Here is a 26,832-nt window from a genome sequence, read left to right on the forward strand (position 1 = left end):
GTTCACTCCTCAGAAGGGCCAGATGGGCATCTGGACGCCGAGACCGACGATAAAGACCAGCGCGCCGAAGGCGGTCAGCCCGGCGGTGAGCAGGATCACCTCACGCCATTTGGACTCGCGATCCGCGAGGCTTCCGACCACCAGCAGCCAGACGGACGCGGCCACGAAGCCGAAGTACTCGGCAATGAAGGCAAAGCCGACGACCGACAGCAGGATGATCAACAGGGGACGGAGCTTCGGTGCCACGATGTCCTCTCGGGCTCGGAAGAATCCGATTCCGCCGACGACTAGGCCGACGAGGATCAGGAGCGAGCAGACGATCCTTGGCAGATAGCCTGGGCCCATGGCGGCGGCCGTTCCCATGGTCAGGTCGCGCCCGGCCCAGAGGCCGAGCGCACCGATGCCCACGAACATGATGGCCGTCAGGAGGTCCGGGCGATCGCCCGTCCCCCCAGCCTTGCGCGGATCCGCCATCACTTCTGTTCCTTGGCCAACTTCCAGATTTCCCCAAGCCGCTCCGCCCTTGCAGGGAGCTCCTTGTTCCACTCTTCCGACGAGCGATAGGAAAGTGCGAGGGACTGCTGCTTGGCCTGAGCCTGGAATTCCGGATTGTCGAGAGCCTTCTTGACAGCCTCCGAGTACTTCGTCCTGATCGCTTCAGGAACCTCGCAGTTCATTGCGATGCCGCGCTCCGAGCTCATGAGGACATCATAGCCCTGCTCCTTGGCCGTTGGCAGGTCGGGAGCGATGACGGACCGCTGGTCGGCAAACTGGCCGAGTGCCTTGAAGGCGGAATGTTCGCCACCGACGAACTCCCCGACGTTGATCCCCATGGCCATGATGTGCCCGCCGAGCAGTGCCGTCCTCGCCTCGTTCGCGCCGTTGAACGTTACCGGGGTCAGATCGACACCAGCCGATTTTTCCAGTTGCAGCAGGGCGAGATGTTCGTCCGTTCCGAGGCCGGTCGTGCCAACGCTGACCTTACCTGGGTTGGCTTTGGCGTATGCGACCAAGTCCTTGAGCGATTTGAATTCGGAATTCGCCTGCACGATAAATGCGCCAGGGTCCTCGACGATGCGGGCAACAGGGCAGATTTTCTTAGGATCGAAGCGAACTTTTCGGTCCATCTGCATCGTCAGGTAGCCCGGGGTGTTGAGAGAGGACAACGTGTAGCCGTCGGGCTTCGCCTGCGTCATCGCGGTGTACGCGATTTCACCGGACGCGCCGGGTCGGTTCAGGATGGTGATCTTCGCGCCGAGCTCCTTCTCGATGTAGGGCGCGAGGGTCCTGTTCATCACGTCCGTGCCGCCGCCTGGGGCGAAGGCAACGATCATTTCGATCGGCCGGTCCGTCGGCCACTCGGCATGAGCGGCTCCGATGCCGACCAGCATCGACGTGGCAAGTGCGGTATTCCGGATCAGGTGCTTCATTCGTTCCTCCCATGGACAGCGGTCACCGTGACCGCTCAAACGTTTCGGAGTTCCCCTCCGAACTCATTCAGGTTCCACCGCGTAACCGATGGTGACTTGGACTTCCTCGGCACTCACCCATGGGCGAGTGCCGAACACCCGCTCATGCGGGCCGATACCGTGGCAGCCTTATTACGGCAATTCGCAGCCCATCTTGGCGAGCGTTTCGTTGAACCAGGTCGGCTTGTGCGTGCCTGCCTTGATGGCGTCCATCTGCTTGTTCTCGGCGGCGTGCTTGGCAACCGTCTTTTCGTAGACGTCAGCCACGTCGTCGATCGGCACGACCACCACGCCGTCGGCATCCCCGAGGACTAGGTCGCCGGGCATGATGACCATTCCGCCGATGGCGATCGGGCAGTTCACCTCGCCGGGACCGTTCTTGTACGGTCCGCGATGGGTCACTCCGATGGCGAATGACGGAACGTTCATTTCCAGAAAGGCATCCGCGTCGCGGATGGCGCCGTTGAGGACGAAGCCGACGATGCCGCGCCTGCGTGCATAGTCGAGCATCATCTCGCCCATCAGGGCGTGGGTCACCTCACCGCCGGCATCCATGACGATGACGTCACCCTGCTCGGCCATGTCCATGGCCTTGTGCAGCATCAGGTTGTCGCCGGGCGGCGCCTTCACCGTCAGTGCGCGGCCGGCGAGCTTGCCCTCTCGGTGCATCGGGCGGAGCTGCGCGCCGGCGGCGTACATGCGGTACATGCTGTCGCTGACATTCGCGACGGGCAACTCCTTGAACTTCTCGACCCATTCCTGGTCGACGGCGCGCTCCCGGTTCCGAACCCTAAATCCTATGCTCAACGTCTTCTCCTCATGGTTTTCGGTACTGGATGTCGAATATGAAATTCGCTCAGGTCGATGCCTTCGCGAGGGCCCGGTAGTTCACGATCCTCTCCCGACCCGGATCGCGGCCTTGGATGACGGCCAGGATCCCCTCGACCGCGTCGACTCCGACCCGGACGTTGGCCTGCTTTGTCACGCCGCCGACGTGCGGGGTCACGACGATCTGCTGCCGTCCCAAGAAGGGATGATCAGGAGCGGGAGGTTCGGTTGCGAACGTGTCGAGGCCGGCGCCCGCGATGTGGCCGCTGTCGATGGCCCTGACCAGGGCGTCCTCGTCGATCAGTCCGCCGCGGGCCGTGTTGACGACGTAGGATCCAGGCTTCATCAGGCCGATCGCATTGTCGTCGAGTAGGTTTCGCGTCTCAGGCGTCAGGGGACAGTGCAGGCTGACGATGTCGGACGCGGCGAGAAGGTCCTCGACGGCAGCGTCCCGGGTGACGCCGGCATTGGCGAAGGTCGCGTCATCGGCAAAGGGGTCGAAGGCGCGGACATGGATTCCGAGGGCTTTCGCATAGACGGCCGTGTGCCTCGCGATGGCCCCGAAGCCGACCAGGCCCATGGTCAGACCCGCGACCTCCACGCCCGAGAACCCGGCTTTTTCCCAACGGCCGGCGCGCAAACCGCTGTCGAGCGGTACGATGCGCTTGACGGTGGTCAGCACGAGGGTAATCGCATGCTCGGCGACGGAACGGGCGTTTGCACCGGTTGCTACGACAACAGGGATGTCACGACGGGTCGCGGCATCGACGTCAATGTTGTCCACCCCGACACCGTGCTTGGAAAGGACGCGCAGCGATGGTGCGGCGTCAATCGCGGATGCCCCGAAGCGTCCCATCCGGACCACGACCCCGACCGGGTCGACCTCGGCAACGATCCGGACCAGGTCCTCCTCGTTCGTATAGGGAGGGACATAAGCTACACTGTAGCCATTGTCGGCGATGAGCTTGACGGCTTGCTCGTTGATGGCGGGGCCAGTGACCAGGATATTGCGGCTGTCCATGCGTTCCTCGCGGTCGGGATGAGCGAGGACTAGGTGCGAGATATCGCACCTTGGATCACATCCTCCCATTTCCCGAAGCTTTTTTGCTCGGTGTTTCGTTGGCGACGATTCGTAACATAAGGATTTCTTGAAAAAAGCGAATAATTCTGGCAAACATGAACAGATTTTCTTAATAAGCGCCGGCCAAGGTTCGATGGACATCCGCCAACTGAAGACATTCATCGCGATTGCCGAGCACGGAACGTTTGCCAAGGCGGCGGATACCGTCGGGCTGACACCCTCCGCAGTCAGCCAACAGATCCAGGCCCTGGAGATCGAGGTCCAGGCCGAGTTGTTCGACCGCTCGACTCGGCCGATGACGCTCAACAGTCACGGGCTTCAAATGCTCGACGCCGCGCGCAACCTCGTCCGGTCCGCCGATGACGTGATCGACGCCATATCCGGAAAGGCGATCACGGGCACCTTCACGATCGGCTCCATTCGGTCCAGTGTCCTGTCCTTGTTGCCCCGGGCGATCGTCGCGCTGAAGGCGGACTATCCCGATCTCAAGATCAAGCTTCATGTCGCCAACAGCGACGGACTCCTGAACGATGTCGTGTCGGGGCGGCTTGATTCGGCGATGGTCGCGGAGCACTCCGGAGTTCCCGCAGCGCTGAGATGGAGCCCATTCATCAACGAGCCCTTGTTTGCGATCGCACCGCCCGGCACGCCGCAAATGTCTGCAACGGAAATGCTCTCGACCCTCCCATATGTGAGGTTCAACAGCAGGTTTCGTCTTACTCAACTGATCGATACCGAATTGGCAAGGAGTGGCATCGTTACGAACTTGATCGCGGAGACCGACACCATGACCGCTGTCGTCGCATGTGTAGTCAACGGCCTTGGTGCATCCGTCGCCCCTTACAGCGCCCTGAAGGAGGCCCTTGGCGAGGTCGTGTCAGCTCCGTTCGGGAATCCGCAGGTCCATCGTCAGATCGGTTTGATCGAACGCCGCACGAGCACGCGAACGATCGTGATCGACCGGCTGCACCAGCATCTCGTGAGTTTCAGTGGCGAGTACGGTGTGGCGCGCTGAGACACGCCCTACGAAGCCGATCCCGCACCGATCGCGGACGACCACATCTTTGGGGCGATGCTGTCGAGTGTTACCGTGGCGCCGGCCGTCGAAGCCTCTCTCAAGACTTGGACACATCTACGCCTCTGATCCTGAGAAGCCGCTCCGGACCCAGTTCACCGAGCGAGTTGATCCCGAGAAGGCCCATGTTCCGGCTGATCTCGGTCGAAAGAATGTTGATGGCATGGCTGACACCGTGTTCGCCTCCGATTGCGGCCGCGTAGACGAACGGACGGCCGACGAAGACGAATGCAGCGCCAAGGGCGATGGCCTTCAGCACGTCGGAACCTCGCCGGACGCCGCCGTCCATCATGACGGGGATCGAAGTCCCCACGGCATCCGCAATGGCGGGTAGGACGCGGAGGGGCGAGACTGTCCCATCGAGCTGCCGGCCACCGTGGTTCGACACGATGATCCCCTCGACACCGCTGTCCCGGGCGATGCAGGCATCCTCCTTGGCCATAATGCCCTTGACGACCAGGCGTCCCTTCCAGCGTTCCCGGATCAGTTCCAGATGACGCCAGTTCAGATGATCCTTGGCTCCGAAGTCCCGCATCACGCTTCTGGCCAGGATCGGCGCTCCGCGTGTGGCGTAGGAATTCTCGAAGTGGGGCATGCCGTGCTTCAGCAACGTTCGCAGGAACGTGTTCAGCGTCCAGTTCGACCGTATCATGCCGTCCCAGGCCAGGCGGAGACTGGGCCGGAGAGGTGTCGAGAAGCCGCTCCGGACGTTGTTCTCGCGATTGGCCAGAACGGCCGTGTCGACGGTCAGCACGAGCGTCCCGAAGCCTGCCCGCTCCACCCGTTCCAACAATCCGAGGATCCTGTCAGGTTCGCCTGGCAGATAGGCCTGGAACCAAGCCGCAGGGTTCACCTCGGCGACTTCCTCCAACCGGATGAGCGAAGACCCACTCATCATCATCGGAATGTTAGCTTGCCCGGCCGCTCGCGCCAGGACCAGATCGCCTCGGTAGGCGGATAAGGCACTGATTCCCATAGGAGCGATCCCGAACGGGGCCGCGTATGTCCTGCCGAGCAGTTCAACTGCCTGAGTACGCCTCGATACATCGACGAGCACCCGCGGGACGAAGCCAAACTCCTCAAAGACCAATCGGTTGTCGCGGAGGGAGGCGTTGGTCTCGGCAGCCCCTGACACGTACCCGAAGATCGGCCGAGGCAGGTGGCGGCGCGCCGCAATCTCGAAGTCATCAAGTGCGAGGATCCGACGGAGGCGCCGCGGCAGAGCGGCAGGAGGTGTTTGCACGATATCCTTAACCGGCGTCGATTCCAGATCCGTCGTGGAGCGCTCCATGCCGCGCGGCGTGTCAGGACTACTCATGAGACTCTTCTCTCCGGTTGCCAATGAATAAGCCGTGCGCCTTGCCGCTGTGACCCGTCGCGTACCCTGCGCCCCGACCATCCCGGATCTCGTTCATAGACCGAGGCTCTTGAGGATCAGCTTGCGCCGGGAATAAACGATCCCGCTGAAGGCGAAGGTCACGGCTGCGCCTGCGACCAGGGGACCACGCAGCCCCGTTAGGTCCGACAAGGCTCCGATTACCAAGGCACCAAGGGCCGGTGCCCCCCGAAAGATCATGCTGTGCAGAGCAAGCATCCTACCCCGCAGGTGATCGGGCACAGCAAGCTGAATCACGGTCTGACTGGCGATCCCGCTCAAGACCATGCCGAAGCCCACGACGAACAGGGCGACGAGTCCCAGCAGTTCCTGACGTACGACCGACGCGACGAACAATGCCGCGCCCATTAGGAGGCCATTGGACAGCGCCATTTTGGCCAGGGCCGCAGGATCGGCCTGCCGGCTCAGCCAGAGTGCCCCGACCAGGGCGCCGAGGCCGATCACGGATGTCATGAAGGCAAACTTACTGGCGTCAGGGCCGAACAGGGCCGCGTAGCTCGGCATGAGTTCGAGAATGGGGCGTATGCAAAGCGAGACGACCGTCAGCGTAAGAAACATGGCGCCGAGGCCGACATGCCCGGCGGCATAGCGCCAACCTTCGACGACTGACGTGATCAATCCGCCATTGGCGGGCCGGGTGGCTTCGGCGGAAACTAGACGTATCCTGGCAAGCGTCCAGGAGAAGACTGCGAACGTCCCGAGATTGATCGCGAAAGCCAGTGTGAGGCTGCCCTTCGCAATCACGAGGCCCGCGATGGCGGGACCGACGAAGCGGGCAACGTTGAACGCGACAGAGTTGATCGCGACCGCACTGATCAGGTTCGGGCGCTCGACGAGACTGGGGAGAAGCGCCATCCGAAAGGGCTGGTTGAAGGCCGTGATGACTCCGCCGACCAGTGCCAGTACCAACACGAGGCCCGGGTTGAGCAGGCCGAGGGCGCTGAGAATGGTGAGCAGTCCCGCATGCAGCATGAGCAAGGCCTGGCTGATCCGCGTGACCCGCAGTCGCTCGGACCGGTCGGCCATCGCGCCAGCCAAGGGGGTCACGACGACCATCGGAAACAGGTCGGCGAAAGCGACCGCCCCCAGCCATGCCCCTGAGCCCGTCAGTTCCCAGACGAGCCAGCCGAGTGCAACCCGCTGAACCCAGGTTCCGACGAGCGAGAAGACGTTGCCGATGGTGAAATTGCGATAATTGGCCTCGGACAAGGCCGCGCGTACGCCATGCCACCCCTTTTGCATGGTTATGCGGCCCATGCACAGGGACAAGGTGTTTCCGGAACCTTCAGCACGGCTTCCTCTCTTTATGATTGCTGCTGACTGGGCTCAGTCAGCGCGGACGCGGGGAGACGTGCTTGGCCTGTGGGTCGAAGCCTGGCTTAAGGGCGTTCCGCCGAGTTGTCGTGTAAGTTCGGTGGAGATGGACCTCAGCAACTCAAGATGGTGGGCGACAGCCTCTTCATCGAAACGGCTTGTCGGGCCTGCCACGCCAATAACCCCGGCGACCTGCTGGCCATAGCTGAATACGGGGCAGGCAATGGCGGCTACTTGCGGATCGCGCTCGCCAAACGTGATATGGAACAAGTCACGGCGGATTTGATCATATGGCTCTCCGGGCTCGCCACAGAAGGCAAGAAGCACGCGTCCTGGCGCACCGCGGTCAAGGGGTAGCAGATCACCGGTCCGGGCGTGGTGCCCGATGGATTGCGGCGAATCCACGCGAAAGAGGCAGACCCGCATATCGCCTTCGCGAACGTTGAACGCCGCGCTTTCCCCGGTTTCCTGAGCCAGGCGACGCAGAGCTGGCTGGACATAATCCTCGATCCGGAAGCCGGCTTGGTAGAGCGTTCCCAGTAGGGCGAGCTTCGGTCCAAGGCGGAAGGTCGCGTCGTCGTTGCGCACGAGGTAGCCGGCTCTGGCAAGCGACCTCGTGAAACGGAGAACGGTCGGCTTCGACAGGTCGACCCGTCGTGCCAGTTCCGCCAAGCTCAAGGACCGGTCGTCAGGTGTGAAAGCATCGAGCACTGCTAAGGCACGCTCGACGGCAATCACCCCACCTTCCTCCCGCGCTTCGCTATCCAAGGCTTCCCTGGGCATGGACGTTTCACTCTATGTAACGATAATCCTCTCTATGAAATAGCCTCGAAGTGTGCCGCTGTCAAAGCACCACTTAAGGTGAGAGATTTTCGTGACGCGGCCGTCGTACTGCCACTCGGTGAGGAAGGTCTGGAGTGGATCAAACTGAGCTGTTAAGCGTGACCGTGTAGAGGTCTGCTGACCCCACGACTGCAGACGCTCCGTCTACTTCGGCTTGGTGCCAGGTGAGGCGTTAATCGAGATCACTCTGGTCGGGTGGCGCGCCGACGTCGCACTTCTTGCAGTTCAGGTCGTGGCCTAGCGCCCTATCTCGGCCCTCCTCGGTAATCACCCACGGACGAATGGTCCAGGGCGGATTATGGCGGACATGTTGGTTGTGGCCACATTCAAGTTCAGCAACCCAGTGCTGTTCTTCGTCAAGGTGAAACCCGACAATCCGTTTCTTCATGTTCCAGCAACACGTGTTCTCCCTCGCCACTTGCGCCCTCGCAGCGTGCAGATTAGCGGAGTGGATCATTCTCGAGCAGGATTGGCTGCCCATGCGGCGTGGCGTGTGCCGCGCGGTCCCAAGCATCTCGCCGTTCCGCTAGAGCCTCTTCACTTACAAAGCCCTTGTCCCTGACCAACTGCTCGATCGCAGAGAGCCAGTGCTGGTAGTAGGTCGAGCCATCATCACAGTCACCGGTCGCTTGGGCCCGTTTGATCGCAGCCGAGAGCGCGGCAGCCCACTCCGTCCAGGTAAACAGGCCCTGCTCGTAGAGAGCCAGCGTCATTGCGAAGGCTTGAGCCTCCCACGGTTCGCGAAAGACAGGCGCGCCATCATCCCCGCGAGGGATCGGCGCGACGTTCGCGGCCACACGGACCAAATCTTCATGCCGGCTCAAGGTAGCTCTCCCAGGCATCAATCGAGACACTGATGTTTGGATCCGCCTGCTCGCCCCACAGCTCCCGGCCGGAGAAGCAGATCGTGTAGAGCCATTGCGGCTGCTCACCTTGTCCGTGAGCATTCGCGTCCGGAAACACGTGGGTGCCATGCACCAGCTCGACAACGCCCGTCTTGCCGCGAGCGTAGCGCGGCAGGCGGGTGTGGCCCTGAGGGTGTATGTTGCGAGTGCGGACCCGGTCACCAATGGCAAAACGCGCGGGCTGCTCGATCGGGCGCTTTGCCGGGCCGCCGCGGGCCAGCACGGCCGGCACGTCCTCGGCCTTCAGTACGCGCTTGATCGGCGCTGGTTCCGCAAGAGACTGGCCACACGTCAGCTCCTCCCTGGAGACGAGCCCTGCCGCAACGACCAGCCTTTCAACACCCTTGGTCCAGATCTCGTAGTAGCTCGAGGTGAGATACTCGGCAGGCGGCAAGGACTCCCGGGCGTGCCGACTCATGTCGATGTTCCAGCTGCCGGTGGCTCCCATCGCTAGGGTCAAGCCAAAGGCCCGTCGCTCCCACTCGGCATGGAACCAAGGCTCGTTGTGCTCGATTGCGATCGGGCCGAAGCCCATCATGCCGCCAAGGTCCTGGGCGCCATTCATCGTATCGCCTCCGCTCGCCGGGCGAGCCCGGTGCCGATCATGGAGTCGCGGGTGACGAGTTCGGCCAGTGCCTCCTCGCTCATGCCCTCGCTGCCTTCGGGTCGCATCGGGATCACGAGGTACCGGACCTCAGCGGTCGAGTCCCAGACACGGATGCGGGTGGTCTGCGGCAGGTGCACGCCGAACTCGGCCAGAACCCCACGAGGGTCGAGCACAGCCCGGGAGCGGTACGGGGCAGACTTGTACCAGACCGGAGGAAGACCGAGCACCGGCCAGGGGTAGCAGGAGCACAGGGTGCATACGACCATGTTGTGCTGATCCAGGGTGTTCTCGACCGCCACCATATGCTCGCCTTGGCGGCCAACGAAGCCGAGGGACGCGATGGCAGCGGTCGCATCCGCCCGGAGCCATTCCCGGTAAGCCGGATCGGCCCACGCCTTGGCGACCACCTTGGCCCCGTTGCGCGGTCCGACCTTGACCTCGTAGGTCTCGACCAGCGCATCAATGGCGGCTGGATCGACATAGCCCTTCTCGACCAGGATGGACTCGAGTGCGCGCACCCGCAGCTCGATGTCCGAGAGATGGCTGTGGCCGTCATGATCGTGGTGATGCTCGTGCCCCATATGTACCGCCCTCGCCTCCTCGAATGAGTCGCCGCCATGCTAAATCGGGTGATGGGGGTGAGGCCAGCCTCGCGCGGCTGATCACCCTCTCGACAGTGGTCCTATGTCGAAAGTGATGAGCAGCCGAAGAGATCGTCTGGCTACCTATTGGCTACCTGGAAGAAAACGGCTCAAAGGGCAAATGCCGGCAACCCTTTGATGTTGTTGGTGAGCGCGCTGGGACTCGAACCCAGGACCCTCTGATTAAAAGTCAGAGCGTCTTGCGGCCGCTGAGTGATCTCAAGAGTGCGCCGCACTGGCGGAGGGATTCACACGTCGCCGGAAACGCCCCATGCTGGATGCTGGTGATTTGCCTTCGGACGGGTCCATATGCCCACGTCTTCTCAAAAGCCCCTACGCGCGCATCAGCAGGCTCTTGCAGGCCTTGTCGCTGCAATCGCACGCGAGGAAGCGACGGGAGTGACCGAGATCCTGGCGGCAGTGATGCCTGGCGGCGGCAAGTCCCTCCTCCCCGTGATTGCTGCGGCTCGCCTGATCGAGGCCGGCTACGCCGAGCGCATTTGCTGGGTTGTGCCCCGCGACAGCCTCCGCCTACAAGCCGAAGAGGCCTTTACCGACCCGGTCTGGCGAGCCGTGCTTGGCCACGGGCTCTCAGTTCGTGCAGCCGACAACGAATCAAACCCGAGCCGGGGCTTGGCTGGGTACATCACCACTTACCAGGCGATCGCGGCGGCACCGGATCTGCATCTGGCCGAACTCCGCCGCCATCGCACCCTGCTCGTGGTTGATGAGGTGCATCACCTGCCCACTCTGAGCGAGTATGAGCCAGTCGCTTCCGCAAGTACCGGCCGAGCCCCTTCCCTGAACGAAGATGCCTCAGCTTGGAGCCGGGCGCTGCTGCCGCTTCTGGAGTCCGCAGCCCTGCGCTTGCTTCTCTCGGGGACCCTGGAACGTGCGGATGGCCGGCGCATCCTGTGGCTGCCTTCTCGCACTGGACCCGACGCTGGCACGCAGGAGGTTGATCTGGAGGCTCCCGGCTGGGCGATCACCGGCTACTCACGAGCTCAGGCGGTAGCCGAGCGCGCGGTGCTCCCCATCACCTTTGGTGCCCTCGATGGTGAAGCCAGTTGGTTGCAGGCAGGGCGAACCGCGATGGACGACGTCCGGCTGGGCCCCCATCGCCTGTCCGACCCCTACCCGACCGAGACCACCCGCCCTGCCCTGTTCACCACTCTGCGGATCGGCTTTGCCAGGGAGTTGCTCCAGGAGGCCTTCAGGGCCACATGCAATCTCAGATCACGCCGGCGGGCTGAGCGGGGGCTGGCTGCCGATGAGGCCGTCCTGGGTCTCGGCAAGCTGCTCGTGGTAGCACCTGATCAGCATAGCGCCCAACGCTACTGTGAGATGCTGCGAAGCTGGATGCCACTCCGGTAGGCCGAGAGGGAGGTGCGATTGGCGATCTCGAATGAGCGTGGTGCACCCGAGGCGCTGGCCGCCTTTCGGCTGACACCGGAGCCGGCGATCCTGGTCACAGTGGCCATGGCCTATGAGGGGCTCGATGCGCCGGAGGTCGCGGTGGTGGCTGCCCTCACCCACATCCGCAGCCGCCCCTGGCTTGAACAGATGATCACCCGAGCCACGCGAGTGGATCCTCATGCTGGGTCCCTACGAGAGCCAACGCGCCCTCGTCTTCCACCCGGACGATCCGCTGTTTGTCCGCTTCCGCCACAGCATCGAGGCTGAGCAGGGGATGCTGGCCCGTCAACGCCAGCGCAATGCTGAGGCGGAGACACCATCTTGGCTCGCCGAGCATCTCGCGGCACACCGGGATGAAGGAGAGGGACGTGGAATTACGCCCTTGGAGAGCAATGCGTTGGGTCTACGCTTCGCAACGCTCAAGCCTGGCCCGGTCTTCAGAGAGGCCCGCCGAGAACAAAGAGCCGACCAAGCACACCTGATCGAGCCGCCATCCGCAACGGAAAGGCGGCTGCGGGCTCGCATCGGTGAGGCCGTTGCCGCTCAGGCAGTGGAGGACGAAGCCGGCCTGCAGGTGCCGCATGTTGGTGAGGGGCTCTACCATCGCTCCAATGCGGTGCTGAAGCGGGTGTTCGGCAACAAGGGACAAGGCCAGATGACCCTGCCTGAACTCGAGGCAGCTTTGACCTGGTTGGAGCGCAACCGCCTCAGTGATTACCTCCACCACTTGGAAGGCGATCCCCGTTATGCTTGGACAGCGGCTCGACGGCGCCGCTTGGTCTGGGACCAACTGTCCTCCCAATCCAGCTCTGAGGCTCAACGCTCGGCGTCGGCGAAGATCACCCCGAAGGGCAGTTCGCCCCCATAGGACATTCGATTACCGGCGTGGACTGGGCACAGATCAGCCGAAGACCCCGCCACATCATTCATGGGCATTCTCTGCCTAGCCGCTACACTTGATCGGATCAAGCGATGACACTCTCTAGAGCCGTTTCCACTGGCGTGGAATCACCTCTCGTCTTGGCTGTGCCGCATTGTTGACGGCGAATCGGATCCACTCCTCCGAAAAATGTTCTAGTGGTGATCAGCGTCGGACGGCTGATCAACGAGCCTCTTGATTTCAAACACCACTGCCGTCACAAAGGCGGACAGCAGGACAAAGCCCAGAACAGTGGTGAAAGTGCCTTCCTGGACTCCAGGATTCAATCCGATCAAGGGAACTGTCAGAAGAGCCGGGATGCCGAGAGTGATGGCAGCAAGAATGTAGATGGGGTTTGCTCGCTCATCAGTCTGCTGGTTCATCTGAATCCCACCCGCCATTCCCTCTTGGGTCCAGACCTTCACCCGTCCTGGGGCATTCCTCACTCGATCCGATGTCGCCTCAGCAGCCATGCGGGATGGGTCTTCATCATCTCCACCACTGTCCGCCTCGGGATCAGAGGCAATGAGGTGATGCTGAGTTGATTCCTGCCTCACGTTAGCTGGAATCTCTGCGCCTTCGCTAGTCTGTTGAGGTAGACCACCCGCGATGCCCTGATTGAGGCCTGTTGGACCATAATCATCCGCCAGTGCGACCGTCTGTACCGACTGCTCGTCCTCGACTCCGCTGTGTGGGCTTTGCTGATCCGACACGTTCTGGTTGCCTTTGGCGACAAAGCTCCGGTCTCTGGCGAGAGGATCGCCCCGTTTGGATCCTCCGCTTGGGACAGAACTGCCCTCTGGGCCTTCCATCGCTCCTCTGGCCAGTTCTGCGCTCATGGAGTCCGATACCGTGTCTACATTGCGCTTCGGAGCCACGCGCGGCTTGCGGTTGGAGGATTTCGGGGGTTGCGAACCAGCCACATCACCCGGCTGTCTGAGGCTGTCACGTTGGCGCGGGCGCTTCGGAGCTTTGCTCATATCGAAATCAAGGCCAGATACCTTGGCTTTTTGATGACAGTGATCCTGACGTCTCATGACGAAATGGCATTCAGCGTGAAGCTCGGATGCTCAAATTCAAAGTGCGTCCGCCCCTGCGTTCACCAGCAGTGCCTCTTCCTATAGAACCGGAAAATGACTAACCGGAACCCTGATCGTGCATCTTTGTTGGCCTGACGGACCATTAAAGAGGAGGTCACGTCGATGATTTGCCCGTTCTGCAAGGAAGAGGTCGATGCACCCTGCCGCAACACTGTTGAGGTACAACGACGAGCCGGCGAACATGTCGAGCGATGCGATCAGGCTCTACGGGATCTGAAAGGGGTCATACTTGGCTAACCGTGGCGGTTGGCGTATCGCCTCTTCTTGGTGAGTTTCTTCATCCCTTCGAGTATCTTGGCTGGGGCGATCACCTCCTTGTAGCGTTTGGTGTGCTTCTTGAACGAAGGTCGCGCGCGGGATTTGCCAGCCATGAGTGTATTCCTTTCTATCGTAAGCAGGTGCCTGCAATCGTAATGATGTAATGGTTCAAATTTAAGCCTTGCGCTGCTCAAGTCGCACGAGCTGCTCCACGAGCTCTGACAAGCGAGGCGGGAGGGAAACGTCGACTGGCCCACAGGCGATCCGCAGCCGTTCTCCCAACCAGTTGAGTTCACCGGAATCGAGAGACTGGTTCAGCACGGCATGAGTTGGGAAAGGAGACGTAGCCGTCGGAGCTTCAATCGGGTGCAGAGCCTGCATCGAAACACTTTCATTAGCGGCACGCAGTGCCGGTAAATGCCCCTATGTTCCCGCCCTTATCGGGTCTCTGTCGTGAAAAACAGCGGTCATTTGTGGCAATTGTGCGGACAGGGCGTCGCGCGATGGCTGCGGCAGAGCCGTCGTCCCGAGGATCAAACCAAGTTGCCGACCGCACGCTTGTCCGAAAGTGATGAAGCTTAACTGACGTTTGGGGTAGGGCTCGACGGATTGAGCTGGAATAGTCAGAGGCCCCCTGTTGAAGCCAGAGCAGGCCACGAGCATAATCCGCAGAGGCAACGCTCCTAGAGACCAATATGCCGGTCTTCTCGTCCATATCCCCTGTGGCCCTGAGTACCCAACCAAGGCAACGCTCGCGATCTTTGTCGCAGCGGCGGCAGTTGAGGCAGGTCATGAGATCCGCGCTTTCTTAGCAGGAAATGCAGTTCAACTGATGCGTGAGCAGGTTAGGAGCGCCCTGACTGGACTAGAGCATCGGACGCAAAAGCGGGAACCAGTTTTGCGTGAAACGATGCTTTGAAACAAACGCTCAAAGCATCGGGCGTGAGTTCGATGACACGTCCGATCCTTTAGGCGCCGGCGCGCTGAGCGAACACTACCTGAAGGTCATAGCGGGAGGCGGTCGCCTCTACCTCTCAGGTGGCTCGTGCGCCGCACGCGGTGTGACAGATGAAGACTTCGGAAGCGTTCCCTGTGAGGAGGAAGCCCCGCCAACTGTGGTTCGGCTTGTGAGGGAGTGCGACCGCAAATCGTCTGCTGACCAAGTCGGCAACAGGGGCCTGATCAAGAGGCGTCGATGACGTCACTCCTCACCGTTGGCTCGGCTGAGGTGCATGCCCATGATAGACAATGGAACGGGCAGCCTGTCCGCCATCCCAAACTGTGTCGAGAACGAGCGGAGCTATCAGTCGTAGAACGGGATGAAACGAATGTTGAGCGGTTGCATCTGCTGCGCTGCACATAGCATTTCCTGTCGCGTCGCCGTCTACTGTCGCAAAGGGATCGACGAGCTTCGGCTCTCCGGGGCTGACATCTAGACGAGCATTCGGCATGGGACCTCCTCTCCCGATCGGGTTTGAAGTCTTTGCAAAGAGGAGGAACTCTATGAAAAGCTATGTTTTCCTTTCTGCGCTCGGATTGGCTGTTCTCGCTCTGCCTGCCGCTGTTCAAGCACAGGGCATCATACGCGGCGCCGAGCAAGGAGCCGCCGTGGGCAATCGGGCTGCTGGTCCCGTTGGCGGAGCAGTCGGCGGTGCCGTTGGCGGCATGACGGGCGGCGTCGTCGGCGGGGTCAAGGGTGTCCTTGGAATTCCGCAGAACACCGGTAGCGTCCAGCGGCATCGCACATCTCATAAGAAACGGGCGGCTCACCACTGAGGCAGGCTGGTCCTCACCGGATCCACTTTTCCGCACGATGCCTTAGTCTGGATCAAACGAACGCAGTGCGTCGCAGGTTCCAGCAAAATGCTTCCAGCATCGGAGCGTCGTAGCTCAGGAGATTGCTGCTGTTCGTCGGGCTCGGCGTCCACGCTCAATGCCGGTGAACACGTCGCCAAAATTGGTTGAGCAAAAGGCCGGCTCTTCAACCGGCCTTTCTCTTGACTATGCCACGTCGTCGGCAACGGCATCGCCGGTATCGTTTGCCTGCAAATCGTGCATCAGGAGACCAGCGTTTTGGCGGATCTTGCTCTCGATGTCAGTCGCAATCTCGGGATTGTCTTTCAGGAAGGTCTTGGCGTTCTCGCGGCCCTGACCCAGCCGCTGGCTGTCATAAGAGAACCAGGCGCCGGACTTTTCCACCACGTTCGCCTTCACGCCAAGATCGATGAGCTCACCCATCTTGGAGATGCCTTCGCCGAACATGATGTCGAACTCGACTTGCTTGAACGGTGGCGCGACCTTGTTCTTGACCACTTTTACGCGCACTTGGTTGCCGATTGGCTCGTCGCGGTCCTTGAGAGTCGAGGTCCGGCGAATATCAAGCCGAACCGAGGCATAGAACTTCAGGGCGTTGCCGCCCGTGGTCGTCTCCGGCGAGCCGTACATGACGCCGATCTTCATGCGGATCTGGTTGATGAAGATCACCAGTGTGTTGGTGCGGTGGATCGAGCCAGTGAGCTTGCGCAGGGCTTGGCTCATCAGCCGGGCCTGGAGACCAGGACGGCTCTCGCCCATCTCACCTTCGATCTCCGCCTTCGGTGTGAGCGCAGCGACGGAGTCGATGATCACAACGTCGATCGCGCCAGAGCGGACCATGGTGTCAGCAATCTCAAGCGCCTGTTCGCCATTGTCCGGCTGGGAGACGATGAGATCGTCGAGATCGACCCCCAGCTTGCGGGCATAGCTCGGATCTAGGGCATGCTCGGCATCGATGAAGGCGCACACTCCACCCTTCTTCTGCGCCTCCGCAATCGCATGCAGGGTCAGAGTGGTCTTGCCGGAAGATTCTGGGCCGTAGATCTCGATGATCCGTCCCTTCGGCAGACCGCCCACACCAAGAGCAATATCCAAGCCAAGCGAGCCGGTGGAGATTGTCTCGACCTCAACCACCTGATCGCCGCCGAGACGCATGATGGCGCCCTTACCAAAGGCACGCTCGATCTGGGCGACCGCTGTCTCGATCGCCTTATTCTTATCCAAGCTCATAATGGCTCCGCACATCAAAATATCTGGATCGAACTGAGGCTATCCCGAACAGTGCGGAAAATCCAGAACAAAACGGGAACTGCGGTAACTTGTCAGCCTCTGCAGCTAAGCAGGAGCCTGTTACAGGGACAGCTGCGGATCCTCAGGCTGCTCGTTAGGGTTGAACGAAGTTCGGCTTGTTCTGATCTGACGCCATTTTTGGCAAAAGCGTCTGGAAGCTGGCGCTAGCCAAGGCTGTTAGCTAGGTCTTGTGTCAGACTATAGGTCTGTTTTCCCACATGACCTAGGTGCCGTGCAAGATGCCCTTCGGGTTGCCGATTATATCGAGATCGGCCTCGCATCCGGATTCGCCGTCTGGTAATTGGGTCGTCTCTCTTCCAGAAACCTCCTCGTGAGCCGATTTCTCTGTCTCTTGCCTTGCAGTCCATCATGATTAGACATGTGGTTATCGACGTCGAAACAGCACAATCTTACGATCATGTCATCGAAATCGCCGCTGTTGAAGTCATCGGCGGGGCTATCTCCCCGCGCTCGTTCGTCCGACGGGTCAAGCCCCGGTCATCCATGAGCCCCTTCTGCTACGCAGTGCATCGCATTTCATTGGCTGACTTGGAGGATGAGCCGTACTTTGAGCATGTGATTCACGACCTGATCGACTTCGTCGGCGCTGATACAATCATCGCCCACAACTATGCCTACGAGTACAACACCCTCAAACGGGAGTTCGAGCGCACAGGACAGCCGATCTATCCACGAGAGCGCTTTTATTGCACCATGGCTCTGGCCAAGCGATCCGGGCTTCCTGGCAAGCTCCGTCAGGCTTGCTCGCAGGCCGGCATCAGCATTGCTCACCTGCGTGCCGAGCACGATGCTTTGAACGATGCGCTGTTGGCAGCCCATCTGTTTCAGAAGCTCGGTCTCCCCGAGAACAAGAGTTAGCTTCGCCTCAAGAACTCCAAGCCTGGTGGTAGGTCGTGCTCCTGTCGCGCTGGCCTCATGGCTTTGATGGAGGAACTTGGTCTGGCTGGCACTTCATCAGTGATCCAGGCTGACCTCCCATCAGGCGTCTTCAACGGACACCCAGATTCAATATGGGTCATTGCGTCCTGCAGCCATTCGGCTTGCTGTGCGGCAGAGAACTGCGACAGGTAGCGCCGATCCCGCTCGTGAAAGGCAACCTCCAAGTTGCCGTTCTCCCTGTCGCTGACCTGGATCATTATTTGATCCAACAGCCTTTCCTCGAGGAGGTACCCATGCAGCTGGGCGGTTGTGATAGGACCGGTGACCGTGACCAACCGCTTCATGCCATCGCCTTTCTGCAAGGTTCAGGCGAGTGTAGGCAGGACCCGCGATCGAATGATATGAGACTTTGCGAACATCCTTAACTGCCTGGGCGATAAAACGGGATACAGGGCCGATCTCAGGAACCTGATCGAGGCCTCTCAGAGCGATGGCCTGGTTGGTATAGCGAGGATCCGCCGTCACCTCAGGCCCGAACCACTCTAGAGGACGGAAGCCCCTCGCCTCCTCGACGCCGTCAAACTCCACGGTGACGAGGTGCAGGACGCGAGGCCGGCTAAGCTCGTCAACAAGAGCATGACCGTCGCCGATTGGCAGAGCTGTCCGGGTATAGTCGACCTCGCCGGCGCAGACATCGAGAAGCACATGGGCATGGGATACCGGAATTTCCGTCTGATCCTCAACCTCGCTGACCGGGCCGCCCGTCTTGAGGATCAGCAGGCCTCTTTCCTCTTCGAGGCGGACCCAGGACGACCGATCCCGCTGCTCGGGGAAGAAGCCCTCAAGGTGGTGCAGCCCGCCCCTCTCGCGCTGGATCAGGCGGGCGAATGACGGGGTGAGGAGAAAACGGCGGCGAATGGTCTTGGAACCCAGTGAATGCAAGGGATCGAGGAACTTCTTACTCGTATATGGCGGACGATGCGGGAGGCAATCTTGAACCGCGCACTATGGTTTCCGCTCAGCCGCCGGCCTTTGCCCCTCAAGTTCTCGATGATGGGCCGCTCGGACCAGGTAAGCCGATTTCAAAGAAATCGTTGCCCTGCTCAGTTTGCCGAGCTTTGGATTCAACACTTGATCACGGAGTGAGATGTAGTCGATCTGAATTAGCCTGTGCGGAGATACAACGACACCTTGGCCGAGATGCTGTCTTGAAGCCTCGGTCAAGGCGTTGTTGGTCCAAGGGAGAGAAACGGCACGATGAAGATATGCTTCCCGCCGATGACAGCAAGGCGCTCACAAACGACAACGCCCTGACAGAATTAGCCGTGCGGAGCTCACTGTCAGGGCGCTTTTGTGATGCCGGTTGCAACATCACGCCACCACAATGCGCCAGGAACGCTGGAAGTGCAACTGAACCCTGTGCACAAGTACGAAGCGCCCCGGCGAGGGGCTGAGCACCAGACCTCTCACCAGAGCGCGTGCGATGTGTTCCGGCATCGCATGATCCATATAGATTCGCGCACGACGAGCCGCTGTGTGACGACGCACACCATCGGTTCGGAACACGATGATGCGGCGCGGTCCTGACGAACCTCGAGGTGATGCGCTTCCACGAAACGAAGGCGTCCGATGATCGGCAGATCGAGGCTGGCGATCTGGCCGAGCGCTTCAGGCCTCTGTCGCAGGCCGAGTACCACCTTGAAACTGCGCTTTCGAGGCGGGCGCCCTGGATCGAGGGGCGACTTGCGGCTTGGTTGCAGTGCCCCGCATACCGGCTGCATTTTCCTGCTTTGCTTTCGTGCTGCCACCGGAGACGCAATCAGATGTCGGTTCGGATGGCCAATCTATCATCCTTCGGACTTTCCGGGCGTCCCGAGAGAATGAGCTTGGTAAGAACCTCGTAAACGGATTGCGGGTCGCACTCATGCGTCCGAGCCGCGCATTGCTCGAAGAAGCTGACGTACTCGTCACACTGGCGTGACCGTTGTGTCTTTGGGGTCACGGCACACTGTGTGTATGCCTGCCGCACAGTCGGTGGAGGATCGAACGCCTCGAACACCTGCTGGGCTGGAGAGCGGGTGATTGTCTCGTGGGCAACGATCAATGTGGCAGGGCCCAGGAGGACGGCGAGAGCGATGAAGCCGGGATGTATCTTCCGCATCGGCTTACCTCGGACCTTTATGGTTAAGACGAAGTTAACCCATAACGCCCGAGATGGAGTCGCATAACAGCTGATCGTACGTCACGACGCTGATCCTAAGGAAGCTAAAGAGATGGCAAAGCGCCCCGAGCAAGAGGACGAACAACCCGGAATGAACGAGACAGCCAGTACGCCCCAGTTGGATCGCTTGGAGAAGCTGGCCAACGCGGCGGCCAATGCTGCGCAGGCGAAGCAGTGGCGCGCCCGCAAGAATGGCATCAGTCAACAAGAGGAGCCGTCGGAAGTCCGCAACCTCAGCCATGACGCAGAAGCCAAAGCTCGGGCGGAGGAAGCGATGCGGCAGATGATGGCCAAGCCACAAGGCAAACGGCGTGGGTGGTGACGATCGGGCAGGTCATGTGAACCCACCACCCTGAGATCTGCATTGCCAGAGTGGAATTAAGGAAGTGTTCAGCTCTTGCTGGCCATGGTCCCGCCCCCTTTGCCTCTGCAGATGGCAGTGAGGCGTCCTTGAGGAGTTTCACCATGACCGAAGCCAAAGCAGCCAAGAAGCCGAACCCTGCCCTGGCGAAACCGCTCCAGCCTTCGAGCGAACTCGCGGCCGTTGTCGGATCGGCACCGCTCCCGCGGACGGAGGTGGTGAGCAAGGTCTGGGAGTACATCAAGGCCAACAATCTGCAGAATCCCGCGAACAAGCGCGAGATCTTGGCCGATGACAAGCTTCGGGCTGTCTTCGGCGGCAAGGACATGGTCAGCATGTTCGAGATGAACAAGCATTTCGCTCAGCATCTCTCCTGATCAGACAGATCGATGCAGGCCAGGGTTCGTGCCCGAGCATGAGTTTTCAAGCTGGGTCGTTCAATGGACAGATGCCGGGCGCGATGCGTATCAGCCCAAACGATCTCCCCAGGTTGCGTGGCAAATTCGGAACGGGGCAAAAGAGGAGATAGAGTTCTGTGAAGCGATCATAAGGTGAGCAGCTCACACTGCTCCGCAATTGAACTGCTCCAGCAGGAGCGGCGCATAGCGGACTGTCCGGCAGTGGATCGTAGCATGGTCGGCGGTGATGCCGCGCCCGGCCATCATCTCCTCAAGATCACGCAGGCTCAGCTGCAAGCCAAGTGCCACCTGACACAGAGCAGGATGGCTGAGCGATCAAAATGCCTGCCCTTGAACACGCTACACTCCATCCCTGAGCCCAGGGAGGATTAACTGAAACTCTGAAACAAACTCTTGCGACAATTCCCTTAATAGTAAGTGGGTCAGAGTGACCCTCGAGAGGCTTATGGGGGTGCGATGATTGGTCAGCAGCGGCAACGCTGACGGAGTTTTGGTCTGACGTGGCTCCTTTCCCCTTCTTTATTGGGAGCATCCAAAAGGATCATCCTTCCGAATTGCCAATAAAACGTTCCCTGACGCCACAATTCGGTTCCAATACCGGACATATCACGAGTGCAGATGGCTCATTAGCTAGCAGAGCGCAACTCTGCTTACCGCGGATCTCTCGGGGGCTCCAACGGCAACCTCCCGGGGATTATCCTCGAAACTAGGTCTCGGAGCATGGCACCCCACGAGAACAGGTTGGCACAAGACCATGCCGCGGAAGCCTGCGCACGCCCGTGTGACCACAGCGGCTTTCTGGAGTAGCCATGCTTCGGGTGTCACTCATTTCCATCATCACCATTTCATTCCTGGCAACGCAGCCCGGCTTCGCCAAGGGTGGAGACGGAGAAGGTAGCAGGGGCGACAGTTCTGGAGCCGGAGGACACGGCAATGATCATGGGGGCGGCGGGAAAGCGGGAGATGGTGGCGGGAGTGGAGGCGGCCGAGGCAACGGAAATAGCGGTGGCGGCAGCCAGGGCAGCGTGAGTAGCGGCGGCAGCACCGGGAGCAGTGGCGGCGGTGGACAAGCCAACGGAAATGGCGTGGGCAAAGGTGGTGGGAACAGCGGAGGCGGCGGGAGTCTTGGTTCCGGGAACAGTGGCAGCGCCAGCCAAAGAAGTGGAGGCACCGGCGACAGTCCCTCAGGTGGCGGCAAAGGTGGCGGGAGCATTGGTGGACCTAACAATCAAAGTGCCGGGAACCGTGACGGTTCCCGCGACGGCGGTGCGGGAGGAGGCAGTGTTGACCCCAGAGGCGCCGCAAGCGGTGGAGGCATAACCAGTCAGACTAGCAGTAACAGTGGGGGTAAAACCGGAAACACGCCGGCTTCAGCATCCCCGCCAGCAGCACCAGCTACGACAAGCACTACGAGTTTACGCGCGACCCAGGCCGCCGCAGGTCTGCACCCGACCGCAAATGCGACAAGTCTGCCAGCTGCGCCAACTTCGACCGCACTGCAGGTCAAGGGAACTAGCGCCGGATTAGCTCTGCCGCTCTCCCTTCTACCCCGGCTTGAAGCGTCAGGCTCAGCGACTGCAGACTTCCAAGAGCCACTTGCTCAGCGACCCGGCGTTCCAGGTCAGATTGTACAAGCCTGTCGCGCCTCCATTGTTACGGCAGCGCTTCCTTACGGGGCTCTGCAGGTAGACACAGCCAGCGTTGGGCGGGTGAGCCGCACTTCAGACGGTGGGCTCATGGCTCCGATGGCGGTGAGAGTCGTGTACGCCCGGGCGAATGCACGCCAGGTCCGCCAGTCCGGCATTATGTGCCTGCTCAACGTATCCGGCGCAGTGACGGCACTCCGCTGATTGCGGGTTTGTCGCAACAATGAGCCAACTCGACAGAAACCGATGCGAAACTCTGCAACAACCTCATTTACCTGTCTGAGCCCCCCGCCAAGTGCAAGAGGTTCTCCGACTCTAGGTGCGCTCTATGTCCGTTATGAGCATCTTTCTTGGCCAACTTAGGAGCAGACCCGTTCGCACATGGTCGGCCCCTACCCGCAGTGGGTACTCTACATCGCCTTATGCCCGCCTTGCTCACGCTCGTTTGGTCAATAGTCTGAAGATCCGAACGTACTTCGTCGTGCCTGCAGGAGCGTGACAGTGGCGGGTAGTCTCGCGATCGACCGAGCTCAACCAGTTTTGGGTGCAAAGTTCTCCCTTATGGCTCTGTTCCTATCAGTCTTTACGGTTGCGCAGGTCCGGGAGGGGGCTGCGTTCGATGTTGGAGTGAGCGCAGGTGCAGTCGGTCTAGGCGCGGGAGCGAGCGCCAGCATTGGATCCGACGGGCTCAGTGCGGGAGCAGGGCTCGGCAGCGGCGGCAATCAGGCCTCCGCGAGCGGCAGCCTTGGTCGCAGTGGTACTGGAGGTGAAGTTGATACAGCCGCAGGAGGAGTCTCGGCTAGTGTAAGTGCTGGGTCTAATGGGCTCAGTGCAGGCGGAGGTGCTAGTGCTGGACGAAGCGGCGCTTCGGTTGGCGCCGCCGTCGGCTCGAATGGGATAAGTGGCGCACTGGGAGTCGATAGTAGCTCGACAGGGGTGGCCGCCAATGCAGGTATCGGGACAAATAGCGTTAGCGCGAGGGGAAGCGCGAGCGGTGCAGTCAACGCAGGTGGGTCACTCGGCTCCAGTCGCGGAGCGGGACATAGCCCAGCCGGGAACGGAACACTCACTGGCGGCAATATGAATTCTGCAGGTCTGGCAACCAATGGGAGCGCAATTTCTGCAACAGGCTTCGACGGGACAGGTACATCGGCCTCAAGAGGCGGGACCAATCTTGATCAGCATGCTCCGTCCGCGGCACCGAATCCGGGGCTTCTTGCCAGTATTGCTCCCACCGCTCCTCCAATATCCTCCTTGAGTGGGACCGCCATCCCAAGATCCTTGTTGCCGGTTCAAAACGGCGGAGGGGACGGGGGATGGTTTCGCAGCATATACCTGCTCAAGCCTCTGCGACCTAAGCCCGGTACGTCGCTGAGCGTCGTTCAATCCTGCCGAGACGCACTTGTCTCAGGCGCCGTTCGCTACGGAGCGTTGCATGTTGATGTCGCCAGCGCGGGACGTGTTTCCCACCTCAAAGATGGCAGCCTGTCAGCTCCCGTCGAGGCGAGAATCCTGTTCCAGCGAGGTAGCCTCGTGCAGATCCGGCAAGCCAGGGTCACCTGCCGCATGGATCAAGCAGGCCGCGTCACCGCGATGTTCTAAGCCTTAGCCCACGACAACGTCACGGCCAATGGAGGAAAGCAATTTTGAGAAAGTACTGCAGACTTCCCCTTCAAGCGGGGCGTGACTAGACGGCTTAGAGCTACACGCAGGGCGGATCGCTGAAAGTTACATGAGGAGACTACAGGAGCCCGCTTGTTTCAAGCATGAAACTCCCCACTCGCTTCAGTGCTCTACCTGCATTTCGCCTACCAATAACCGTCCTGGGAGGAAAGTCATGGTTCCACAGATCAGTTGGCTTTCAGGCACCTCAACCCGCATCCGATCCGTACCAATGGAGGAAAGCGGACGGGGCCGCCTTATACTCTCGATCGTTGCCGCAGCTATATTTGCGTGCTCCTCGCACAGTTTCGCACGTGACGAGCTGGTGGGAGCAGTTCCCCGGTTGCCTCAAAGTAGTGAGGTCTCACCACGGGACTCAGCACAATCACCAACGAATCACGCGGAGCGGGACAATGTGGTATCCCCTCGCATCGATGCCTCGCAAAGGGATTGGCCGTCGCTCCTCCACAGCCTCTTAGCAAGCCCTGGCCGAACCGAGCTTGCTGCTGATGTTGGAAAAGCTCTGCAGCAGAATGATTTCGACGGGGCACGACAGCGGCTCATCCTTGCTGTCAACGCCGGGACACTCGCCATACTCATCGGAGATGATATTCATAACCCGGAACTACAGAGTTTGCTGTTGGCTGTAGCGCGTGAGCAACATGACTCTCAGTTGACTGCACGGATCGAAGCCGGTGAGGTCACGTCAAATGCCATGAATGGCAAAGGCCCGAACGATATGGCTGAAAAGGAGAGGGTGCGTGCCGAGGCAGCGGTACAAGAGCTGCGCACCGTGCGAGAGCAACTCGCAACATTGAAAGAAAAGGGGGCCAGAGCGGTAGAGCTAGAGCAATCACTGGAGCAGGAAAGAGGACGGACGGCTTCAGCCGCCCATGACCTGAACCTCATGCGAGGGCAGCTGACCGCAATGGCTCAAAACGCGATAAGCGCCTCGGACGCGCGCGACGCCTATGCCAGAGAAGCGGAGAGGAGTAAAGCTGCGCTGGTAGAACTCGCAGCCAAATTGACTGCTGCGCAAGAACAACTTGCGGCCCTTGAGGGGAGCGCCGCAGAAGTGACCGAGTTGCGGTTGGCTCTCGCGCGGGAAAGAGATGCAGCAAAGGCGTCAGCAGGCGAAATCGACTCGTTGAGGCGAGAACTGGTCTCGCGGGAGACAGATAGAGTTGGCTCAGCCGGGGCGAGAAACTCAACGCATAATGGGCACGAACCAGCAAATGTGACGCCAGAGCACTCGAGAGTCGGACAGGGTGAGCCCGCTGATCTCCGAGCGAGTGAGGCCAAGTTGCAGAATGAGCTAAATAAAGAGAGAGAGCGCAGTGCTTCGGTCGTTCAGCAGCTAAGCGCCTCTCAAAGAGAAATTTTGGCTCTGAAAGCCCAAGTTGCGGGCAGCGCTGCGATCAAGGAAGCCCTCCGTCAGGAGAAGGAGAATAGCGCTACGGTCCTCCGGGACCGAGAAGCCTTGGAGAGACAAGTGAAGGCTTTCGAGACGTACACAGCTTTCATCCCTGGTACATTGATTTTCCAGACCACACCGATCCTACTCGAGCCCGTGATCCAAACATTCCGGAGTGGCGTCCGGTCGAACAACAGAACCAGCATCGATGGCGCCAGCCTGCAACCCAGGGATCGACAGGTGCCATCACCTCTCAACGTCGAGACGGAGCGCAAACTGCCTGATGACGGAACGATGCGAATCCACCGCGATCCCCCGCAGAAAACTTCACAGAAGCCGGTTGTGCCACCCACCAGCAAACCTAAGTCGGATGACGTGGCAAGCAGAGACGCTCCCGTTAAGCTCAAGCGCGGCGCTCGCCTGCCAAGTAACCGGAACTCCGCTCCTCCTGGGCCCTTCACTCCGGATCTTCCAGTGACTCTGCGGCCGGTCGATGGGCTGTGGGCGCTCTATTAGGTACCCGTTTGCTTTGCAAGCAGGTTGCCCAACGGACGTCGGGCGCGCGGTCACGTGAATCTAATGCCCAGGAGAAAGATTGTGGCCGATGCGCCCGCTCCAGAAGCCAAGGGAGCGCTTGGCCTCGACAGGGTACGCAAACAGGTTTTTTCGGAAGCACGCGCGATTAGCTTGTAGCACACCACCGCTATGGTCAATCCACTGTTTCGTTGACACTGCCTTGAGTCCGCGATGTTCCAAGTGGGGAAGTCGTCTGCGCTCGACGGTGATAATCCGGATGATGGAGATCTTCCGCTCAATCCAAAGGGCTTGCCGCCGGGCCACGCCAGCGAATACCGGATCCACTTTTCACTTGCGTGGCCCGCTGGGTCCGCACGATGCTCCACGTTTGGCTGGCGCATCGCTGACCGCGAAGAACCGGGTCCACTTTTTCGCACGATGCGCTAGATACCTGCCGGGAGAGTTGTTGAGAGAAGGGAACTTCTGGTCAAGAACTTAAACCATTTGTGAACCCCGCAGGCGCAGCCTCCTTGCGTGCCGAGATGGCATGGTCCTTGTTCCCTCTGAAACTGGCCGTGAAAGGAGGTCTACCTGGAGCGCCAAGCGCAACCGGCGCTCTTACTTTGATGACCGCTCCATTATGAAGACGGTACACTTAAGCTAGGTTGCGCCTGTCCGTCAGCAACAAACGAAGCGGCGGATCTGAAGACGGGCCGGGGTTTGATCCCTCCCATGA

Annotated in this window: 23 protein-coding genes, 1 tRNA gene and 1 pseudogene; 9 read left to right on the top strand and 16 right to left on the bottom strand. The window is 60.4% G+C overall.

From position 1 onward, the window contains the following. Positions 1-9 precede the first annotated feature (9 nt). The 4 genes from KBI52_RS18760 to KBI52_RS18775 form a co-directional block, all read right to left on the bottom strand. The gene (locus KBI52_RS18760; RefSeq protein WP_210810233.1) at positions 10-474 is read right to left on the bottom strand and encodes a tripartite tricarboxylate transporter TctB family protein; all 465 of its coding nucleotides are present in this window, start codon (positions 472-474) and stop codon (positions 10-12) included. Continuing rightward, a complete protein-coding gene (locus KBI52_RS18765) occupies positions 474-1,430 on the bottom strand; it encodes a tripartite tricarboxylate transporter substrate binding protein (protein WP_173946914.1) in 957 nt (318 codons plus the stop codon). Before KBI52_RS18765 ends, KBI52_RS18760 begins: the two co-directional genes overlap by 1 nt. A 171-nt stretch (positions 1,431-1,601) precedes the next feature. Next, the gene (locus tag KBI52_RS18770; protein ID WP_173946913.1) at positions 1,602-2,276 is read right to left on the bottom strand and encodes an RraA family protein; all 675 of its coding nucleotides are present in this window, start codon (positions 2,274-2,276) and stop codon (positions 1,602-1,604) included. A 49-nt stretch (positions 2,277-2,325) separates the two neighbouring features. Continuing rightward, positions 2,326-3,318, bottom strand: a complete 993-nt coding sequence (locus KBI52_RS18775) for a hydroxyacid dehydrogenase (RefSeq protein WP_247654494.1) — start codon at positions 3,316-3,318, stop codon at positions 2,326-2,328. 127 nt (positions 3,319-3,445) lie between these two features. Here KBI52_RS18775 and KBI52_RS18780 point away from each other — a divergent pair, with 127 nt between their 5' ends. Further along, positions 3,446-4,393, top strand: coding sequence for a LysR family transcriptional regulator (locus KBI52_RS18780; RefSeq protein ID WP_247654495.1), 948 nt, complete (start codon positions 3,446-3,448; stop codon positions 4,391-4,393). A gap of 100 nt (positions 4,394-4,493) precedes the next feature. Here the strand turns inward: KBI52_RS18780 and KBI52_RS18785 are convergent, their stop codons facing one another. The 8 genes from KBI52_RS18785 to KBI52_RS18820 all read right to left on the bottom strand — a co-directional run bounded on the left by KBI52_RS18785 (position 4,494) and on the right by KBI52_RS18820 (position 10,380). After that, complete coding sequence (locus tag KBI52_RS18785) at positions 4,494-5,771, bottom strand: alpha-hydroxy acid oxidase (RefSeq protein WP_173946911.1); 1,278 nt, start codon at positions 5,769-5,771, stop codon at positions 4,494-4,496. A 93-nt stretch (positions 5,772-5,864) separates the two neighbouring features. Next, positions 5,865-7,091 carry an MFS transporter gene (locus KBI52_RS18790; RefSeq protein ID WP_173946910.1) on the bottom strand — a complete coding sequence of 409 codons (1,227 nt, stop codon included), beginning with the start codon at positions 7,089-7,091 and terminating at the stop codon, positions 5,865-5,867. 84 nt (positions 7,092-7,175) lie between these two features. After that, a complete protein-coding gene (locus tag KBI52_RS18795) occupies positions 7,176-7,901 on the bottom strand; it encodes an IclR family transcriptional regulator (protein WP_262265674.1) in 726 nt (241 codons plus the stop codon). 277 nt (positions 7,902-8,178) lie between these two features. Continuing rightward, positions 8,179-8,520: a DUF3565 domain-containing protein gene (locus KBI52_RS34210; protein WP_371823190.1), complete on the bottom strand. Its 342-nt coding sequence runs from the start codon at positions 8,518-8,520 to the stop codon at positions 8,179-8,181. After that, positions 8,447-8,830 carry a nitrile hydratase accessory protein gene (locus KBI52_RS18805; protein WP_371823191.1) on the bottom strand — a complete coding sequence of 128 codons (384 nt, stop codon included), beginning with the start codon at positions 8,828-8,830 and terminating at the stop codon, positions 8,447-8,449. The genes KBI52_RS34210 and KBI52_RS18805 overlap by 74 nt, the downstream gene beginning before the upstream one ends. Then, the gene (gene nthB, locus KBI52_RS18810) at positions 8,817-9,476 is read right to left on the bottom strand and encodes a nitrile hydratase subunit beta (RefSeq protein ID WP_210810254.1); all 660 of its coding nucleotides are present in this window, start codon (positions 9,474-9,476) and stop codon (positions 8,817-8,819) included. The genes KBI52_RS18805 and nthB overlap by 14 nt, the downstream gene beginning before the upstream one ends. Beyond that, on the bottom strand, positions 9,473-10,099 hold the full coding sequence (gene nthA / locus KBI52_RS18815) for a nitrile hydratase subunit alpha (RefSeq protein ID WP_210810260.1): 627 nt from the start codon (positions 10,097-10,099) through the stop codon (positions 9,473-9,475). The genes nthB and nthA overlap by 4 nt, the downstream gene beginning before the upstream one ends. A gap of 205 nt (positions 10,100-10,304) precedes the next feature. Beyond that, positions 10,305-10,380: transfer RNA gene (locus KBI52_RS18820), tRNA-Lys, on the bottom strand. 88 nt (positions 10,381-10,468) lie between these two features. Between KBI52_RS18820 and KBI52_RS33055 the strand changes: the two genes are divergently transcribed. Together KBI52_RS33055 and KBI52_RS33060 are read left to right on the top strand one after the other, a co-directional pair. Then, positions 10,469-11,533: a DEAD/DEAH box helicase gene (locus KBI52_RS33055; protein ID WP_247654496.1), complete on the top strand. Its 1,065-nt coding sequence runs from the start codon at positions 10,469-10,471 to the stop codon at positions 11,531-11,533. Between the two features lie 220 nt (positions 11,534-11,753). Then, the gene (locus KBI52_RS33060) at positions 11,754-12,443 is read left to right on the top strand and encodes a hypothetical protein (RefSeq protein ID WP_247654497.1); all 690 of its coding nucleotides are present in this window, start codon (positions 11,754-11,756) and stop codon (positions 12,441-12,443) included. A 206-nt stretch (positions 12,444-12,649) separates the two neighbouring features. Here KBI52_RS33060 and KBI52_RS18830 read toward each other — a convergent pair whose 3' ends face one another. Together KBI52_RS18830 and KBI52_RS18835 are read right to left on the bottom strand one after the other, a co-directional pair. Continuing rightward, the gene (locus KBI52_RS18830) at positions 12,650-13,531 is read right to left on the bottom strand and encodes a hypothetical protein (protein ID WP_210810264.1); all 882 of its coding nucleotides are present in this window, start codon (positions 13,529-13,531) and stop codon (positions 12,650-12,652) included. Positions 13,532-13,827: 296 nt separating this feature from the next. Further along, positions 13,828-13,965 (bottom strand): hypothetical protein, encoded by a 138-nt coding sequence (locus KBI52_RS18835; RefSeq protein ID WP_173946903.1) that lies wholly within the window; start codon positions 13,963-13,965, stop codon positions 13,828-13,830. Positions 13,966-15,365: 1,400 nt separating this feature from the next. On the opposite strand from KBI52_RS18835, the gene KBI52_RS34215 reads away from it, so the two are divergent. Then, the gene (locus tag KBI52_RS34215; RefSeq protein ID WP_173946902.1) at positions 15,366-15,521 is read left to right on the top strand and encodes a hypothetical protein; all 156 of its coding nucleotides are present in this window, start codon (positions 15,366-15,368) and stop codon (positions 15,519-15,521) included. Positions 15,522-15,853: 332 nt separating this feature from the next. Here the strand turns inward: KBI52_RS34215 and recA are convergent, their stop codons facing one another. Further along, positions 15,854-16,897 carry a recombinase RecA gene (gene recA / locus KBI52_RS18845; RefSeq protein ID WP_285892598.1) on the bottom strand — a complete coding sequence of 348 codons (1,044 nt, stop codon included), beginning with the start codon at positions 16,895-16,897 and terminating at the stop codon, positions 15,854-15,856. A 441-nt stretch (positions 16,898-17,338) separates the two neighbouring features. On the opposite strand from recA, the gene KBI52_RS18850 reads away from it, so the two are divergent. From KBI52_RS18850 to KBI52_RS18865, 4 genes are all read left to right on the top strand, one after another. Further along, complete coding sequence (locus KBI52_RS18850) at positions 17,339-17,836, top strand: 3'-5' exonuclease (protein ID WP_259060296.1); 498 nt, start codon at positions 17,339-17,341, stop codon at positions 17,834-17,836. A gap of 657 nt (positions 17,837-18,493) precedes the next feature. After that, positions 18,494-18,748 carry a hypothetical protein gene (locus KBI52_RS18855; protein ID WP_173946899.1) on the top strand — a complete coding sequence of 85 codons (255 nt, stop codon included), beginning with the start codon at positions 18,494-18,496 and terminating at the stop codon, positions 18,746-18,748. Between the two features lie 1,382 nt (positions 18,749-20,130). Further along, positions 20,131-20,400 (top strand): hypothetical protein, encoded by a 270-nt coding sequence (locus KBI52_RS18860; protein ID WP_173946898.1) that lies wholly within the window; start codon positions 20,131-20,133, stop codon positions 20,398-20,400. Between the two features lie 143 nt (positions 20,401-20,543). After that, positions 20,544-20,816 (top strand): SWIB/MDM2 domain-containing protein, encoded by a 273-nt coding sequence (locus KBI52_RS18865; RefSeq protein ID WP_247654499.1) that lies wholly within the window; start codon positions 20,544-20,546, stop codon positions 20,814-20,816. Between the two features lie 198 nt (positions 20,817-21,014). Here KBI52_RS18865 and KBI52_RS18870 read toward each other — a convergent pair. Then, positions 21,015-21,196 (bottom strand): annotated as a pseudogene (locus KBI52_RS18870) (IS6 family transposase); the annotation flags it as partial. A 3,385-nt stretch (positions 21,197-24,581) separates the two neighbouring features. On the opposite strand from KBI52_RS18870, the gene KBI52_RS18875 reads away from it, so the two are divergent. Beyond that, entirely contained in the window at positions 24,582-26,096 is a 1,515-nt protein-coding gene (locus tag KBI52_RS18875) for a hypothetical protein (protein WP_173946896.1), read from the top strand. The last annotated feature ends 736 nt before the right edge of the window (positions 26,097-26,832 follow it).

This window comes from Microvirga sp. HBU67558, from assembly GCF_018069605.1.
GTDB classification, from domain to species: Bacteria; Pseudomonadota; Alphaproteobacteria; order Rhizobiales; family Beijerinckiaceae; genus Microvirga; species Microvirga terrae.

What these genes read in the sequence shown, in the direction of transcription:
- KBI52_RS18760 (WP_210810233.1), bottom strand. Translation starts at nt 474, where the DNA reads ATGGCGGATCCGCGCAAGGCTGGGGGGACGGGCGATCGCCCGGACCTC.
- KBI52_RS18765 (WP_173946914.1), bottom strand. Translation starts at nt 1,430, where the DNA reads ATGAAGCACCTGATCCGGAATACCGCACTTGCCACGTCGATGCTGGTC.
- KBI52_RS18775 (WP_247654494.1), bottom strand. Translation starts at nt 3,318, where the DNA reads ATGGACAGCCGCAATATCCTGGTCACTGGCCCCGCCATCAACGAGCAA.
- KBI52_RS18785 (WP_173946911.1), bottom strand. Translation starts at nt 5,771, where the DNA reads ATGAGTAGTCCTGACACGCCGCGCGGCATGGAGCGCTCCACGACGGAT.
- KBI52_RS18790 (WP_173946910.1), bottom strand. Translation starts at nt 7,091, where the DNA reads ATGCAAAAGGGGTGGCATGGCGTACGCGCGGCCTTGTCCGAGGCCAAT.
- KBI52_RS34210 (WP_371823190.1), bottom strand. Translation starts at nt 8,520, where the DNA reads ATGCTTGGGACCGCGCGGCACACGCCACGCCGCATGGGCAGCCAATCC.
- nthB (WP_210810254.1), bottom strand. Translation starts at nt 9,476, where the DNA reads ATGAATGGCGCCCAGGACCTTGGCGGCATGATGGGCTTCGGCCCGATC.
- nthA (WP_210810260.1), bottom strand. Translation starts at nt 10,099, where the DNA reads ATGGGGCACGAGCATCACCACGATCATGACGGCCACAGCCATCTCTCG.
- KBI52_RS33055 (WP_247654496.1), top strand. Translation starts at nt 10,469, where the DNA reads ATGCCCACGTCTTCTCAAAAGCCCCTACGCGCGCATCAGCAGGCTCTT.
- KBI52_RS33060 (WP_247654497.1), top strand. Translation starts at nt 11,754, where the DNA reads ATGCTGGGTCCCTACGAGAGCCAACGCGCCCTCGTCTTCCACCCGGAC.
- KBI52_RS18830 (WP_210810264.1), bottom strand. Translation starts at nt 13,531, where the DNA reads ATGAGACGTCAGGATCACTGTCATCAAAAAGCCAAGGTATCTGGCCTT.
- KBI52_RS18835 (WP_173946903.1), bottom strand. Translation starts at nt 13,965, where the DNA reads ATGGCTGGCAAATCCCGCGCGCGACCTTCGTTCAAGAAGCACACCAAA.
- KBI52_RS34215 (WP_173946902.1), top strand. Translation starts at nt 15,366, where the DNA reads ATGTTTTCCTTTCTGCGCTCGGATTGGCTGTTCTCGCTCTGCCTGCCG.
- recA (WP_285892598.1), bottom strand. Translation starts at nt 16,897, where the DNA reads ATGAGCTTGGATAAGAATAAGGCGATCGAGACAGCGGTCGCCCAGATC.
- KBI52_RS18855 (WP_173946899.1), top strand. Translation starts at nt 18,494, where the DNA reads ATGACCGTCGCCGATTGGCAGAGCTGTCCGGGTATAGTCGACCTCGCC.
- KBI52_RS18860 (WP_173946898.1), top strand. Translation starts at nt 20,131, where the DNA reads ATGGCAAAGCGCCCCGAGCAAGAGGACGAACAACCCGGAATGAACGAG.
- KBI52_RS18865 (WP_247654499.1), top strand. Translation starts at nt 20,544, where the DNA reads ATGACCGAAGCCAAAGCAGCCAAGAAGCCGAACCCTGCCCTGGCGAAA.